General features: G+C 38.3%; 15 protein-coding genes. 9 read left to right on the top strand and 6 right to left on the bottom strand.

The window, feature by feature from the left end:
• The first annotated feature begins 20 nt into the window (after window positions 1-20).
• The 4 genes from ED622_RS03225 to ED622_RS03240 all read left to right on the top strand — a co-directional run bounded on the left by ED622_RS03225 (window position 21) and on the right by ED622_RS03240 (window position 5,483).
• Window positions 21-944, top strand: a complete 924-nt coding sequence (locus ED622_RS03225) for an SPFH domain-containing protein (RefSeq protein WP_045103573.1) — start codon at window positions 21-23, stop codon at window positions 942-944.
• Window positions 945-953: 9 nt separating this feature from the next.
• Complete coding sequence (locus ED622_RS03230) at window positions 954-1,406, top strand: NfeD family protein (RefSeq protein WP_122032518.1); 453 nt, start codon at window positions 954-956, stop codon at window positions 1,404-1,406.
• Window positions 1,407-1,690: 284 nt separating this feature from the next.
• Entirely contained in the window at window positions 1,691-3,316 is a 1,626-nt protein-coding gene (locus tag ED622_RS03235) for a methyl-accepting chemotaxis protein (protein WP_122032519.1), read from the top strand.
• A 535-nt stretch (window positions 3,317-3,851) separates the two neighbouring features.
• The gene (locus tag ED622_RS03240; protein WP_122032835.1) at window positions 3,852-5,483 is read left to right on the top strand and encodes a methyl-accepting chemotaxis protein; all 1,632 of its coding nucleotides are present in this window, start codon (window positions 3,852-3,854) and stop codon (window positions 5,481-5,483) included.
• Between the two features lie 94 nt (window positions 5,484-5,577).
• On the opposite strand, the gene ED622_RS03245 is transcribed toward ED622_RS03240, so the two are convergent.
• The 3 genes from ED622_RS03245 to ED622_RS03255 form a co-directional block, all read right to left on the bottom strand.
• A complete protein-coding gene (locus tag ED622_RS03245; RefSeq protein ID WP_122032520.1) occupies window positions 5,578-6,456 on the bottom strand; it encodes an NAD(P)-dependent oxidoreductase in 879 nt (292 codons plus the stop codon).
• Between the two features lie 128 nt (window positions 6,457-6,584).
• Window positions 6,585-7,109, bottom strand: coding sequence for a DUF3087 domain-containing protein (locus ED622_RS03250; RefSeq protein WP_122032521.1), 525 nt, complete (start codon window positions 7,107-7,109; stop codon window positions 6,585-6,587).
• A 197-nt stretch (window positions 7,110-7,306) separates the two neighbouring features.
• On the bottom strand, window positions 7,307-8,227 hold the full coding sequence (locus tag ED622_RS03255; RefSeq protein ID WP_122032522.1) for a permease: 921 nt from the start codon (window positions 8,225-8,227) through the stop codon (window positions 7,307-7,309).
• Window positions 8,228-8,334: 107 nt separating this feature from the next.
• Between ED622_RS03255 and ED622_RS03260 the strand changes: the two genes are divergently transcribed.
• From ED622_RS03260 to ED622_RS03270, 3 genes are read left to right on the top strand one after another with little or no spacing between them, the layout of a single operon-like run.
• On the top strand, window positions 8,335-8,628 hold the full coding sequence (locus ED622_RS03260; RefSeq protein ID WP_122032523.1) for a helix-turn-helix transcriptional regulator: 294 nt from the start codon (window positions 8,335-8,337) through the stop codon (window positions 8,626-8,628).
• A gap of 14 nt (window positions 8,629-8,642) precedes the next feature.
• Window positions 8,643-9,116: a methylated-DNA--[protein]-cysteine S-methyltransferase gene (locus tag ED622_RS03265; protein WP_122032524.1), complete on the top strand. Its 474-nt coding sequence runs from the start codon at window positions 8,643-8,645 to the stop codon at window positions 9,114-9,116.
• Between the two features lie 50 nt (window positions 9,117-9,166).
• Complete coding sequence (locus tag ED622_RS03270) at window positions 9,167-10,210, top strand: potassium channel family protein (RefSeq protein ID WP_065592681.1); 1,044 nt, start codon at window positions 9,167-9,169, stop codon at window positions 10,208-10,210.
• A 3-nt stretch (window positions 10,211-10,213) separates the two neighbouring features.
• Here the strand turns inward: ED622_RS03270 and ED622_RS03275 are convergent, their stop codons facing one another.
• The 3 genes from ED622_RS03275 to ED622_RS03285 all read right to left on the bottom strand — a co-directional run bounded on the left by ED622_RS03275 (window position 10,214) and on the right by ED622_RS03285 (window position 12,727).
• Window positions 10,214-11,554, bottom strand: coding sequence for a heavy metal sensor histidine kinase (locus ED622_RS03275; protein WP_122032525.1), 1,341 nt, complete (start codon window positions 11,552-11,554; stop codon window positions 10,214-10,216).
• 4 nt (window positions 11,555-11,558) lie between these two features.
• Complete coding sequence (locus ED622_RS03280) at window positions 11,559-12,242, bottom strand: heavy metal response regulator transcription factor (protein WP_122032526.1); 684 nt, start codon at window positions 12,240-12,242, stop codon at window positions 11,559-11,561.
• Window positions 12,243-12,346: 104 nt separating this feature from the next.
• Complete coding sequence (locus tag ED622_RS03285; RefSeq protein WP_122032527.1) at window positions 12,347-12,727, bottom strand: DUF3316 domain-containing protein; 381 nt, start codon at window positions 12,725-12,727, stop codon at window positions 12,347-12,349.
• A gap of 233 nt (window positions 12,728-12,960) precedes the next feature.
• Between ED622_RS03285 and ED622_RS03290 the strand changes: the two genes are divergently transcribed.
• Window positions 12,961-13,626, top strand: coding sequence for a response regulator transcription factor (locus tag ED622_RS03290; RefSeq protein WP_122032528.1), 666 nt, complete (start codon window positions 12,961-12,963; stop codon window positions 13,624-13,626).
• Window positions 13,627-13,642: 16 nt separating this feature from the next.
• Window positions 13,643-15,031 carry a sensor histidine kinase gene (locus tag ED622_RS03295; RefSeq protein WP_122032529.1) on the top strand — a complete coding sequence of 463 codons (1,389 nt, stop codon included), beginning with the start codon at window positions 13,643-13,645 and terminating at the stop codon, window positions 15,029-15,031.
• Window positions 15,032-15,054 lie beyond the last annotated feature (23 nt).

Here is a 15,054-nt window from a genome sequence, read left to right on the forward strand (position 1 = left end):
TTATACAAGGAAGAAAAATAATGGCATATGATACGTTAATAACAATTGGAGTACTGGTATTCCTTGTACTCATATTAATTGCCCTTGGTGTTAAAACGGTACCTCAAGGCCACAATTGGACTGTCGAACGATTTGGTCGATATACACAGACGTTACAACCAGGTTTGAATTTGATCATTCCATTTATTGATACGATTGGTCACAAAATAAATATGATGGAGCAGGTATTAGATATTCCTGCACAGGAAGTGATTTCAAAAGATAATGCCAATGTAACCATTGATGCCGTGTGTTTTGTGCAAGTGGTTGATGCTGCAAAAGCGGCTTATGAAGTGAGCGATCTTCAGCATGCCATTCGTAATTTAACATTAACGAATATGCGTACAGTGTTAGGTTCTATGGAGCTTGATGAAATGCTGAGTCAACGTGACATGATTAACGTGAAGCTTTTAGCTATTGTTGATGCAGCAACCAATCCATGGGGCGTCAAAATTACACGTATTGAAATTAAAGATGTGCAACCACCTGCAGATCTAACGGCAGCGATGAATGCACAAATGAAGGCTGAGCGTCATAAACGTGCCGATGTACTAGAAGCTGAAGGTAAACGTCAGGCTGAAATACTAAAAGCAGAAGGTCATAAACAAGGCGAGATCCTAAAAGCAGAAGGTGATAAACAAGCTGCAATTCTTCAAGCCGAAGCCCGTGAACGTGCAGCCGAAGCCGAAGCAAATGCAACAAGAATGGTATCAGAAGCGATTTCTCAAGGTGATATGCAAGCCGTGAATTACTTTATTGCGCAAGGCTATACTGAAGCACTAAAATCCATAGGACAGGCAGAAAACAGCAAGATCATTATGCTGCCTTTAGAAGCATCGGGCTTAATGGGATCAGTTGCGGGTATTGCTGAAATGTTTAAGGTAGACAAAGAGGGTTCTAAATAGGAGTTCATAATGGAATTTTTTGAGCAAATGAATCACTGGCACTGGTTAACGCTTGGGTTATTGCTACTTGCAGGTGAATTATTAGGAACGGCAGGTTACTTTTTATGGATAGGGCTATCTGCTGTTACCGTTGGTGTATTGTATGCCGTTATCCCACTTAGCTGGCAATTACAATGGGTAAGCTTTGCTGTTTTCTCTCTTTTTGCAACGTGGCTGTGGTGGAGATATCAGCACAAAAAAGACGGTTCATCGGATGCTAAACGAGCTTTGAATCAAAAAGATAAGCAACTAATTGGACAAACTTCTCGTTTGGAAGAAGACGTTATTGCGGGTTCTTGCAGAATTGTCCTAGGAGATACCACATGGTCCGCAAAAAGTTTTCAAGATATCCCAAAGGGTACGCTAGTTCATGTTGTGTCTGTTGACGGTATTATTTTGACCATTGAGCCAGTTAAGAAATAAGTTAACATTGCTTTAAATTAAAATGAGCAATTTATTAGCGCAATGCGTTCGTGAATTGCTCATTTTTTACATCTGTTATTTGAGTTCTTGTGATTTACCTTTTTTATTAACCTTTTATGGTTGTTTTTAACGTATCGTGTGTTATAAATTGGTGTGGTTTTTGTAGCTTTTTATTTCATGTTTTTTGAGGTTTGGCCGATATAGGCTCAAAGCGTTAAAAATGATTTCTATTATCGTAAATACTCATGGAGCGAGTTATTAATAATTAGTTGAAGGTGTAAAACATGAGTTACAAAAATTTAGCAGTAAGAAAGAAAATTGCCGTTGTTTTTTCAGGCATTGGATTAGTGATGATCGCATTTGGCTTTTTCTTATTACAAGAATTAAACAAGGTAGAGGCAGAGGTGATTAACTTTACTGACTCTACTGTACCAAGCGTGTTATCTGTGGAAGACATATATTTTGAAATGAATGCGTATCGTCGAAATCAATATGCAGCTTTGACATATCAAGAAAAGGATTTACCTGGCTTAGTGTCGATTTTGTCTTCACAAAAAAACGATATCAAAGTTGATCTTGCAAAATATGAAGCGACAGTGGCAAGTGCTGATGAGCGTCGTGTATTTGATCGTGTTAATAATGGTTGGCAAGAATATTTACGTCTTTTAAATGGTTTTACTCAAAAGATCAGTAATGGCGAAAAAACGTCAGCTCAAGCTGAATTACTTGATTCATTCCGTCAATTTGAAGAAGTTGGTGCAGCAATGGATGCGTTAGTTGAGGCTAACCTTGGGTTTGTAGCAAACAACCGTACTTCAATTATGAGCAGTGTTAATAACGTAACAATGGCAACCAAAGTGTCATTTACTGCTTTAATTGCGTTCATGATTTTTATTACTTTCTTCTTAGCACGCCAAATCTGTCGCCCATTAAATTTAGTGGTAGAGCAGTCTAAAGCGATTGCGGCGGGTGATTTAACTTTCCGCCTTCAACGTGAAGAGATTGGTAATGATGAGCTAGGTGAACTGGCTGATACCAATATTGAAATGCAAAATCAATTACGTGAGCTTATTGAAGATACTATCTCTGCGGTAACGCAACTTTCTGCAGCAGTAGAAGAAATGAGTGCGATTTCAGAACAATCTGCGCGTGGTATGCAACAGCAGCAATCTGACATTACAACGGTAGCCGCTGCAATGGAAGAAATGAAAGCAACGGTAGCAGAAGTAGCAAATAATACTGAGATGGCCTCTGCATCGGCTTTAGAAGCGTCAGAAGAAGCAAAACAAGGTAACCAAGACGTCCAGTCGAATATTGAACAAATTCAGGTTGTGTCTCGTGATATCGAACAAGCAGGTGAATTGGTTGAAGAGCTAGAACGTGAATCAAATAACATCAGCGTTGTGGTTGAAGTTATTCGTGGTATTGCTGATCAAACAAACTTATTAGCACTGAATGCAGCAATTGAAGCGGCGCGTGCTGGTGAGCAAGGTCGTGGTTTTGCGGTAGTTGCTGATGAAGTTCGCTCTCTTGCAGGTCGTACTCAATCATCAACAACAGAAATTGTTGAGATCATTGAGAAACTTCAAGCAAGTGCGACACATGCAAAAGCAGCAACCGATCAAAGTTGTTCTAAGATCCGTATTTGTGTAGAGCAAAGCGTTCAAACGGGTAATTCAATCCAAATGATTGAAGAAACCATGATGAAAGTAACAGATACGAGTATTCAAATTGCGAGTGCATGTAGCCAACAAGATTCAGTAACAGAAGAGCTTGGTCGTAACATTCAAAGCATGAGTTTATCAGCAAGTGAAGTGGCATTAGGGGCTGATCAAACAGCACAATCGAGTGTTGAATTAGCACAATTAGCAACGACACTACAAACTTCTTTATCACGCTTTAAAGTGTAATAAAAACGACGTTAAACCAGTATTGGTATAAATAGAAAAGGAGATCACTAGATCTCCTTTTTTTATGTTGAAAGTAATCTTTTTTAGAATGAATGTCGCATTTAAATTTTAGCTGTAATGGAATATTGAATATATTAATGACTAAAACATCACTATTTTAAGAAAAAGGTAAAATTTATTTTACTGAATTATTGGTTTATTAATGAACTATTGGCGGTGTTATTTTGACTATTGAGCTAACTAGAAAGTAAATAGTCATGCTTTTCAAAGTAAAACGACCAATTAATTAACCTAATAAATTACTGGGCACTCATTTTGTCACATCTCTAATTTAGCAATGGTTTGCTTTCTTTTTTTTATTACAAATCATTGTTATTATTTACATTTTTTGAATTATAAAAGTGTGTGACTTTTATCTGTTTTTATTTTATTTTCTCGTCAATCTGCCGTTATAAGGTAAAAGAGTTAAGCAATTTTCTCTATAAAATAACACTCATGGATGAGTTATGAAGAACTATCTAAAGGTTGTCAAAACATGAGTTATAAAAATTTAGCAGTACGTAATAAGATTGCCGTTGTATTTTCGGCGATCAGTTTAGTGATGATAGCGTTTGCTGTTTTCCTATTACAAGAATTAAATAAAGTGGAATCAGAGGTTATTAACTTTACTGATTCGACAATACCAAGTGTAATCTCGGTTGAAAATTTATATTTTGAAATGTCAGTGCTACGTCGTAGTCAATACGCATCGCTAACGTATCCTGAATATAATGAAAGTTTAAAAGCATTATTTGGCCGTCAAGAAAAGACGAAGCAAGAAATTCAAATTATGCTTGATCGTTATGATGCGACAGTAGGTAGCGACGATGAGCGTCGAGTTTTTGATAATGTATTGAACTCTTGGAAGAGCTATTCAAATATTCTTTCAGGCTTTAATCAATCAGTAAAAGATCGAGATTTACGTAAAGCTCAACAAGTTTTATCGGGGTCATTAGATGCTTTTAATACTGTTGGTTCAGCAATGGATGCATTGATTGATATTAATCTAGGTTTTGTTGCTAATAACCGCACTAGAATTATGGGGAGTGTTGATAATGTAACAACAGCGACTCAAGTGTCGTTTACTGCATTAATTGCATTTATGATCTTTATTACGTTCTTCTTAGCTCGCCAAATTTGTCGCCCATTAAATTTAGTTGTAGAACAGTCTAAAGCGATTGCTGCTGGTGATTTAACATTCCGTCTTGAACGTAATGAAATTGGTAACGATGAGCTAGGTGAACTGGCTGATACTAATATTGAGATGCAAAATCAACTGCGCATTTTGATTGAAGATACGATTTCAGCGGTAACGCAACTTTCTGCAGCAGTAGAAGAAATGAGTGCAATCTCAGAACAATCAGCTCGCGGTATGCAACAACAACAATCTGACATTACAACGGTAGCCGCTGCAATGGAAGAAATGAAAGCAACCGTAGCAGAAGTAGCAAATAACACTGAAACAGCGTCTACATCAGCTCTAGAAGCATCTGAAGAGGCTAAACAAGGCAACCAAGATGTTCAGTCGAATATTGAACAAATTCAAGTTGTGTCTCGTGATATTGAACAAGCAGGTGAGTTGGTTGAAGAGCTAGAGCGTGAATCAAACAACATCAGCGTTGTGGTTGAAGTGATTCGCGGTATTGCTGATCAAACAAACTTATTAGCACTGAATGCAGCAATTGAAGCGGCGCGTGCTGGTGAGCAAGGTCGTGGTTTTGCGGTAGTTGCGGATGAAGTTCGTTCTCTTGCGGGTCGTACTCAATCATCAACTAGCGAAATCGTTGAGATCATTGAAAAACTACAAGCAAGTGCAGCACATGCTAAAAATGCAACAGATCAAAGTTGTTCTAAGATCCGTGTTTGTGTAGAGCAAAGTGTTCAAACGGGTCAATCAATCCAAATGATTGAAGAAACCATGATGAAGGTGGCGGATACTGGTATTCAAATCGCGAGTGCGTGTAGCCAGCAAGATTCAGTAACAGAAGAACTTGGTCGCAACATTCAAAGCATGAGCTTATCAGCAAGTGAAGTCGCATTAGGTGCAGAGCAAACTGCACAATCAAGTGTTGAGCTAGCGCAGTTAGCAACCACACTGCAAATGTCTCTATCTCGCTTTAAAGTGTAAGCTGATTTAGCGTTTATCGTTGAAATCAAAAACTAAAATAAAAAAGGAGATCGTATGATCTCCTTTTTTGTATCTTATCTATATTAAATTGGTATTAGCTTTTTGCTTTAACCGCTTTGATTAGCACAGACGTATCCATTCGACCTAAACCTTGTTCTTGCAGGTTTTTGTATTCCTGATCTACTTCTTCTGTGAGTGGCAGTTTAATCCCATGAGCTTTTGCTTCATCTAGACAAATGCCAAGATCTTTTCTCATCCAATCAATGGCAAAACCGAAATCGAATTTATCTTGTGCCATGGTGCTTGCACGGTTTTCCATCTGCCATGAACCCGCCGCGCCGTGTTTTAGCGTATCAACCACAAGATCGATATCTAGGTTGGCTTTTTCAGCAAGAATAAGCGCTTCACTTAGGCCTTTTAATACACCAGCGATACAGATTTGGTTTGCCATTTTACAGCGTTGGCCTTGGCCATTTTCACCAAGAAGAGTAATCGCTTTAGCAAAGCTTTGAATCACAGGTTTTGCTGTATTGAATGCTGCTTCATTACCGCCACACATCACGGTTAATACACCGTTTTCAGCACCGGCTTGACCACCAGAGACCGGCGCATCAATAAATTGATTACCTTGTGCTTCAGACGCTTTTGCAAGTTCAACCGCTAAGGTAGCTGATGTGGTGGTGTTATCGACTAAAATAGCACCAGGTTTTAAACCTGCAAGAACACCATCTTCACCATAAATAACACTACGAACATCGTCATCATTACCAACACAAACAAAAACGATGTCTGAGCCTTCTGATGCTTCACGAGGAGTAGCGGCGGATTGACCTTGGCATTCCGCAGCCCATTGTTTTGCTTTTTCTTCTGTGCGGTTATATACCGTAGTTGAAAAGCCTGCATTTTTTAAATGGCGGGCCATTGGGTAGCCCATTACGCCCAAACCAATGAAGCTAACGTTAGTGATTTCCATGTCATTCCTTATTATGTGCTGTTGTTATTAGCGATTAAAACACAGCTCGTAACAATTTGACATAGGTCAATATTGAGATTATTTGTAATATTGTTATGAAACTAATTCATGATCAGTTGTATCTGTTATTAGTATCTATCTAGTAAGTCGACAGTAAAATCATCAAGATCAAGCGTAAAGTTCATTTCTGCTGCTTGTTCATATACTTCATTTAAGCTTTTTTGAACTGCTGTAATGGTAAGCGTGTTGTTATCCAAGGTGAATACTTGTTGTTGAGTCGTGTAGTAGAAAGCGAGTATCAACAGAGAGTTGTGATCATTTCTGGCCGCTTTTTCTTTAATCTTTGCTAGCTTACGATAGATACGATTATGAATTTGTTTTAGTTGCCATGCGTACATGATCTCATCAAAATACGGATTACTTTTAACTTTGTTCATAACCACAGAACTTACTATTACCGCTAAGATAACGCCAAGAACATTGAGATGAAAGTTGCCAGTAGAGCCGGATTCAGTAATGCCTTCTGAGCCAAATAAAGCAATAAGAATTGAGCCGAATGCAAGGGCTAACACCGCAAGACAACCAACAAAACCCACCATAACCAAGTTAGTTTTTTTACGATACGTGTCTTTGTCTATATTTAGAATTTTCATGTCACACCGCTCTCGATGATAGTAAATAGAAGGGCAGTGTAGTGCAAAAAGGAATAAAATTGGAATTAAGAAAGAGTAACCGTTAGTTTCATCAAAGTTTTATCAAGAAATAGATGATGTTAAAGACAAAAAGCCATATCAAATTGAGTGATATGGCTTCGTTAATATTGCGTATTATTTTTTGAGGTGTTTAATCTTTAGAAGATAAATTGATACAAGAAGCCCGCACCAATTGCCATGCCTAGAATTACGACTAAGAACGCTGCAATCATTTGGTTTTTGAAGATAGATTTAAGCAAAATTACTTCGGTTAAACTTGCCCCTGCACTACCAATGATTAACGCCATTACTGCACCAAGACTCATTCCTTTTGCTGCTAGTGCTGCACTTAGTGGAATAACCGCTTCAGCACGAATGTAAAGAGGAATACCAATGACCGCCGCAACTGGGATAGCAAATGGGTTATTTTCACTTGCGATACGAGCAACGAATTCTGTTGGCATAAAGCCATAAATCATTGAGCCAAGAGCAATACCACCAATTAAATAAGGCAATACTTTCTTAAAATCAGTCCAAGTACTGTTCCAAATTTTCATCCATTTACTTTGAGGTGCTTTTTTCGCAGCGCCACAGGTTGAACCACAGCCTTTTGATTCAGGTGCGATATACGCGCTTTCTTTTACGTATTTTTCAAAGCCCAGTTTTTCTAAGGTGTAACCTGCAATAATGGATACACCCATTGCAATTGCAAAGTAGAACACAGTCACTTTAAGACCAAAGGTGACAGCGAATAGTCCAATAATGATTGGGTTTAATAGTGGGCTTGCAAACAAGAACACCATCATCGTACCAAAACCAGCTTTAGCTCTTAATAGACCTTTCAAAAAAGGAATGGTTGAGCATGAGCAAAACGGAGTAATTGCACCAAGTAAGCCGGCAACAATATAGCCTCGGCCATTTTTCCCGCTCAGAATACTTTGGATCTTCGCTGGTGGAATGTATTCCTGTAAGACGCCAACAAGGTAGCTAATTAATAGGAACAGTACGGTTAATTCTGCCGCTAAAAACGCGAACATATTTAAGGTGTCCATCACCATGTCTTGTGTAATTGTAAACATAATCTAAATCTCTATATTTCTGGAATAGTCGAAATATATACATAACTATTGGCGCGATCAAGTTATTTCTAGTAATATCGAAATATAAATTTAAAGAGGAATACATAATGGATATTGAAATTGTTGCTAAAGCATTGAAAGAATTAGGGCATCCCACCCGTTTAGCTATTTATAATGTTGTAGTTCGTGCTGGGCACCAAGGGATTGCTGTTGGTGGAATACAAGAAAAATTAGATATTCCGGGTTCTACCTTGTCTCATCATGTATCAGGTTTGGCTTCTGCAGGATTAATTTCTCAACGCCGTGAAGGGCGAACTCTTTTTTGTGTGGCTGAATATGAGAAACTATCTTCGGTGATTGGTTTCTTACAAGATGAATGTTGTTTTGATGAAGAATGTTAAAAAGGAGCAATGAAATGAATGTGTATACTCAATTTGAAAGCCCGTTAGGTCTTGTGACTGCCAACGCGAATGACGATGGCTTGCTTGGTGTTTGGTTTGAAAGTCATGAGATGGAATTAAGTGATTTTGGAACGCAAGCAGATGACCATCCTGTTTTGAAACTTACCGTTCTTCAATTACAGGAATATTTTTCAGGAAACCGCCGTGAGTTTTCTATTCCATTAGCGGCAAATGGCACAGAGTTTCAAAATAAGGTATGGAAAGCATTAACAACAATCCCTTATGGTGAAACATGGTGCTATAAAGATCTTGCCATTGCAGTCGGTAACCCAAAGGCGTCTCAAGCGGTTGGTGGAGCTAATGGTAAAAATCCAATATCAATTATCGTTCCTTGCCATCGTGTGATTGGTAAAAATGGCAGCCTAACGGGATACGCTGGTGGAGTTGACATCAAACAAGCATTATTAAAGTTAGAAGGTATACGTTAATTTTGTAGTACGCTACACTGATCGGAATTATGGATGATGAAGGAATAACAATGCACGCAATATTAAAAGTCATTGCTAACTTAATTAATAAGCATTTTATGGCGATTAATATGTATACGCTGATGTTTCTTCTTATCAGTTACGTCGCGTTAAGTTGGCTAGGGTTAACCTTGGCTAATGAACCTCATTTAACCGATAACCTATCCAGCTTTTTTTACTATATCGTTACCACCAGTAGTACCGTAGGGTATGGCGATTTAAGCCCAACAACCGATCATGGTCGACTCTTTTCAGCCTTGTTTATTATTCCATGTGGTGTTGGTTTATTTGCGTTGTCAGTGGGACGTGCCGCGGTATTTTTTACCGATTTTTGGCGTACAAACAGAAGAGGGAGACGAAACTTGAACTTAGAAAATCACATTATCGTTATTGGAATAAACAGTGGGCGAACGCCTCACCTTGTTCAAATGTTAAGAAGAGAAGAGCAAGGCCGACGAGAAGTGGTGGTTGTCTCTTGTGAGTATGAAGAGTCTCCTTTTGATTCTGATATTCATTTTGTGCGCGTTAACTCGTTTACCGATGCAACAGAAATGGAACGCTCAAACTTATCGAAAGCCAGTGCGGTTATTGTTGATACCGATTTAGATGATGCAACGTTAACCATTAGCTTGTTTGTCGCAGAGCAAAACAGCGATGCGCATTTAGTTGCTCACTTTGAAGACCCAATCAAACGAGATTTATTGCATAAATATTGCCCGAATTCAGAGTGTATTTCGTCACTGTCGACAGAATTAGTGGCGAAGTCTGTAATGGATAAAGGCTCAAGTTTTATTCATTCTGAGTTGGTGAGTGCGCATGAAGGTCAGACTCAATACTCAATTGAGATACCGAGCGACATCACGCCATTTACGATTGAATCGGTGTATACGCCATTTAAGAAGCAGTATGAAGCGATTATTATTGCCATACAGACAAATAATGAAGGGTGTAAAATTAACCCAAGTCTAGAAACCATACTATCGCCAGGCGATGTGATTTATTACATTGCGGATGAACGTATTGTCGATCTTAATTGGGCTAACATTACGAATTAATCATTATTTTTGGAAAGAAACGGTAAACGTTGTTTGTGTATCGGCAGACTGCACTGTTATCTTTCCATTATGTGCATTTACAATCGAGCGAACGATAGTTAATCCAAGCCCTGCGCCTGTGCTGCTTGAATGTCTTCGTGATTTATCGGCTCTGTAAAAGCGCTCAAAAATAAAAGGCAGATCCTTTTCTTGGATGATGTCACCTGTGTTTGAAATTGATAATTGCACTTTATTTGGGCTTTCTTTGATATCAATTAAAATAGAACTATTTGGTGCTGAATGACGAATTGCGTTTGATAAGAGATTATTAGCAATTCGCTGTATCATCGATTTATCCCCCCATAGTATGCCCTTACCAGAAAGCCGAATAGTAACGTCTGACTCTTCAGAAATGATGCTGTAATATTCTACAATAGGTTCAAATAATGAGACTAAATCTAAGTGGATATTACTTTTTAATAGCAAATCATTTTCTGACTTAGCAAGATAAAGAGTATCGTTAATGGTTTTATTGATCCGTTCCAATTCTTCTAAATTAGACGATAAAATGTCTTGATAGTCTTGTGTGGATCTTGGGTGTGATAGCGTGACTTGAGTTTGTGTCACAATGTTCGATAATGGGGTTTTTAACTCATGGGCAATATCAGAAGAAAAGTCACTTAAGCGCTGAAACCCCAATTCTAATCGTTCAAGCATTTGGTTTTGCACCCTCGCAAACTCAATGAGCTCAGTGGGTAACCTCTCATCAGATAATCGGATATGCAATTTATTTGGTTGAACTTCTTTGATTTGATTTTGCAGTGATCTAAGCGGTTTAAACCCCATACTCACGATCAAAAAACTGTAAAGAAAAGACAGCAAACTCGCGATGCTAATAGACCACATTAAAATAACTTTGAGTTTTTTATTAAATTGAATGTGGTGATCAATGTTAATGCCAATGAGAAGGCCAGTGTACTCATCATGTGCGTTTAGAGGATAATATAAGGTTCTAAATGTGTAGTTATTATACGTCCACTCGTTAAGGTCTTTTGATGGAGAAAATGCATCATCATTTGCGATTACGTTGGTGTTTTGGGTTTGCTCTCCGTTCTTTTTGGTTATCCATACATTAATTCCTCTGCTTTTTAACGATGAAAATATCTCGGTACTAGTAATCCCTTTGTTTTGCAGTAAGACGGAAATGGAAGTGCGGTTGGAGGTTAGTTGATTACGGTCTTCTTCATAGAAATGGGATTGAACGAGATACTGAATGGCGATGCCAAGGCCAATAAACACAAATACCGAGGTGGAGAAAAACATGAGGGTGAGCTTTAATTTCATTGAAAGATAATGAGTTTTCATCGCATCACACCTCGTCCATTTTATAGCCCATACCTCGCACCGTATGGATCAATGGCGTGTCGTAAGGTTTATCGATTTTTGCTCTGAGTCGCTTAACGGCAACGTCAATGACATTGGTATCACTGTCGAAATTCATATCCCAAATGAGAGAAGCGATGGTGGTTCTTGATAGTACTTCTCCTTGCTTTCGCATGAACAATTCGAGTAATGAAAATTCTTTTGCTGTTAACGTAATATTATCGTGATTTCTTGTCGCAGTATGTTTTAAAAGGTCGAGTTGTAAATCACATAAGACTAACTCGTTTACTTTTTGGGTGTGCGAGTTTGCAGTTTGAGATCTCAGTGCATTTTCAATACGAGCTTTTAATTCAGCAAAGGCAAAGGGCTTGATTAGGTAATCATTCGCGCCGAGTTCAAACCCTTTTACTTTGTCATCTACTTGATCTTTTGCCGTCAGCATAATAATAGGCGTGCTATTTTCGCAGTTTCTGAGCGTTTGCAAAATTTGCCACCCATTCAATTTTGGCAGCATGACATCTAAGATAATTAAATCGTATTGATATGTCGTTGCGTTATACAAACCATCAACGCCATCACGCGAAAGATCAACAGTGTAACCGGACTCTGTTAATCCCTTTTTTAGATAATCTCCAGCTTTCGTTTCATCTTCTATTATAAGTAGTTTCATCACGTTATTTCTTTAAATATGGAGAACAATCAGTGGGTATCAATACAATATAGTCGCATCTTTCTTATATGGCACGTTGATTTATAAAGAATAGTACAAAAAAACTAGTCATTAGAGGTGTGCTCTAAGTAATGATAATTTGCGTGTATTAATCCTGTGTATTGTATTTGCCCTGCCATGTTCATTGTTTCTTGAACTGTGATGTAACTCTTGTCATCTAAGCTAATACTTTGGGTTGTTTTTGATTCAAATGATTTGATTTTTAATGCATTTTTAAGTTCTGACGGTGAGCTTGTATCAAGTTTATTTAATTGAGTTAAAGCTTGATTGTAGGCTTCTTTTTTCGTTGTTACATGGTCAGTATAGAGCGTCGTATTGCTTGTTTTACTAATATAGTTGCCGCTAGTGATAACTGAGTTAGCCATCGCATTTGAACTTGCAAGAATAATAACGGCTGATAGAGCAAGTGTTTTGAATGATTTCATGATGATCCCTTAATGAGCTGTTTGGTTTAAGTAGGTTCATAATAGTGGACTGAAAGTGACATGACGGGGTCTGGTATATGACATTTTTGTCATGTTGGTTTGGGGAATGGGTCGTGTTTTTATGACTGATATCATTAAGAAGAGAGAAACTGTCGCCATTTGAAATTCTTTATTGCACTGAGGTAATGCTGAGATTAGAATGCGAACGATTTTCATTTAATTGGTGAGTAAACGTGTCCCGTATTTTAGTGGTTGATGATGACATTGCGTTATGCAATTTATTACAAGAAGTATTACAAGATGAAGGCTACGATGTCGATTGCGTACATTGTGGAGAAAGTGCGCTAGAGTTTATTCAGACGCATTCAGTTGACCTTGTTTTACTTGATGTCATGTTACCAAAATTAGATGGTTATCAAGTGGCGAGACGCATTTGTCAGCGCTTTGCCACTCCTATTCTTATGCTTACTGCTTTAGGTGATGAAGAGTCTATGCTTGATGGTTTGCAAGCAGGCGCAGATCATTTTCTTGCTAAACCTTTCAATGTTCCTGAATTATTGGTGCGTATTACCGCTATTTTACGTCGTGTCGGTTTAGAGCGTCAGCGCCAAAATTATGTGGGTGCGACCGAAGATCTGGCAGAGCAATTTTTACGTTTACCATTGACTGAAACGGAATCCGAATTACTGCAATATCTGATTAAGAATGCTGATGTTGTGGTGTCTAAATCTGATCTTCAAGTTAACATTCTCAAAAAAGAGTTATGCCCGTTTGATCGTAACCTAGATATGCATATCAGTAATATTCGTCGTAAATTACTTCAATCTGGTTTATCTAAACAGCACATTAAAACCGTTCGTGGGCGTGGCTATAGCTTTATCAAAACGGTTAATAACTAATGATGGGTAAGGTTTAATGAATATGCTTCATTGGTTTTGTACTTGTCCCTCTTTTGTACGTAAGCATAAAAATGGATTAGCGTTTCGTTTATTTAGTGCATTCGCAGTCAGCTTATTTTTGATCATATCGCTACAAAGCTTGGCTGAAATTGCCTTAATGAAATCAATGTTGCGTATTCCTGCATCCATACAAACTAAGATGTTAGATTTGGCTGACCAAGCAAATGTGATGATTGAAGATGGGGATATGGATGAGTTAGCCGATTGGGCAAGAGCACAAGAGTATTATCTTTTTGTTCTTGATGAAAATAAACGACCAATTACTCATCGTGATATGCATCCTCATTTTGCATTTAAACTCAGATATCTACGTCCATTAGATACGCAATTAGATAATGAAGTGAACCGTCCGATTATCGGTATTCCATTAAAGGATGGTTTAACGATAGTAATTCAAATGCCGTATCAGTACCATCCCGCAAAAGATTTCCCTCTTTATTTTGGCATTATAAAGTTCGTTATTTCAGGGTTGATCCTAGGGTTGTTCTCTTGGGTTATTGCTCACTATTTACAGCAGCCACTCGCTAAATTACGCGAAGTAAGTCATAAATTAGCGCAAGGCGATTTTGACGTTAAAGTGGGAGAAGAGATAGGACATTCGGTTCGAGAGTTTAGCGAGTTAGCTCATGACTTTGATAATATGACCCATGAGATCCACTCTTTAGCTGAAAAGCAGCAGAGACTGATCCGTGATGTTTCTCATGAATTACGAACGCCATTAGCTCGACATAATTTAGCGCTGCATTTACTGAGAAAGAAAGTGGACAGCGAGCATCAACATTTATTGGATAGATTAGAGAGTGAATCTAATGAGATGAATGAATTAGTGGGTGAGATCTTAGAGTTTAGCCGTTTAGAGAACGCTCGTTACTCCACAAAGTTAGAAGCGATTATGTTAGAGAGCCACTGCAGCGCTCAAGTGGCTCAACGTCGCGTCGATTTAAAATTAAATCAAAGTTTAGAAATGACAGCCACACAACCTATTCCAATGGCGATGGCAGATCCTCGTTTGGTGACTCGGATTATTAGCAATCTGATTGGTAATGCGATTAAATATGCCGGTGACAGTGCGGTGATTCAGGTTATCGTGACGCCATATACAGAGCAAGATAAAGAGTATGTGGCGGTAATCGTTGAAGATGATGGTTTAGGGATCCAAGAACATCAGTTATCGGATATATTTTCTCCATTTACCCGCTTAGAGTCAGCTAGAGATAAGCAATCTGGTGGTTATGGTTTAGGGCTTGCGATTGTTAAAGAAGCGATGTCAGTAATGAAGGGGAAAGTGAAGGCTGAGAATCGAAAAGAGGGCGGCCTGAGGATCTCACTGCTGTTTCCTGTTTAGTATTTGCTTTGATTAGAATTACT

The sequence above is a fragment of the Aliivibrio sp. EL58 genome, assembly GCF_900312675.1.
Classification (GTDB): Bacteria; Pseudomonadota; Gammaproteobacteria; order Enterobacterales; family Vibrionaceae; genus Aliivibrio.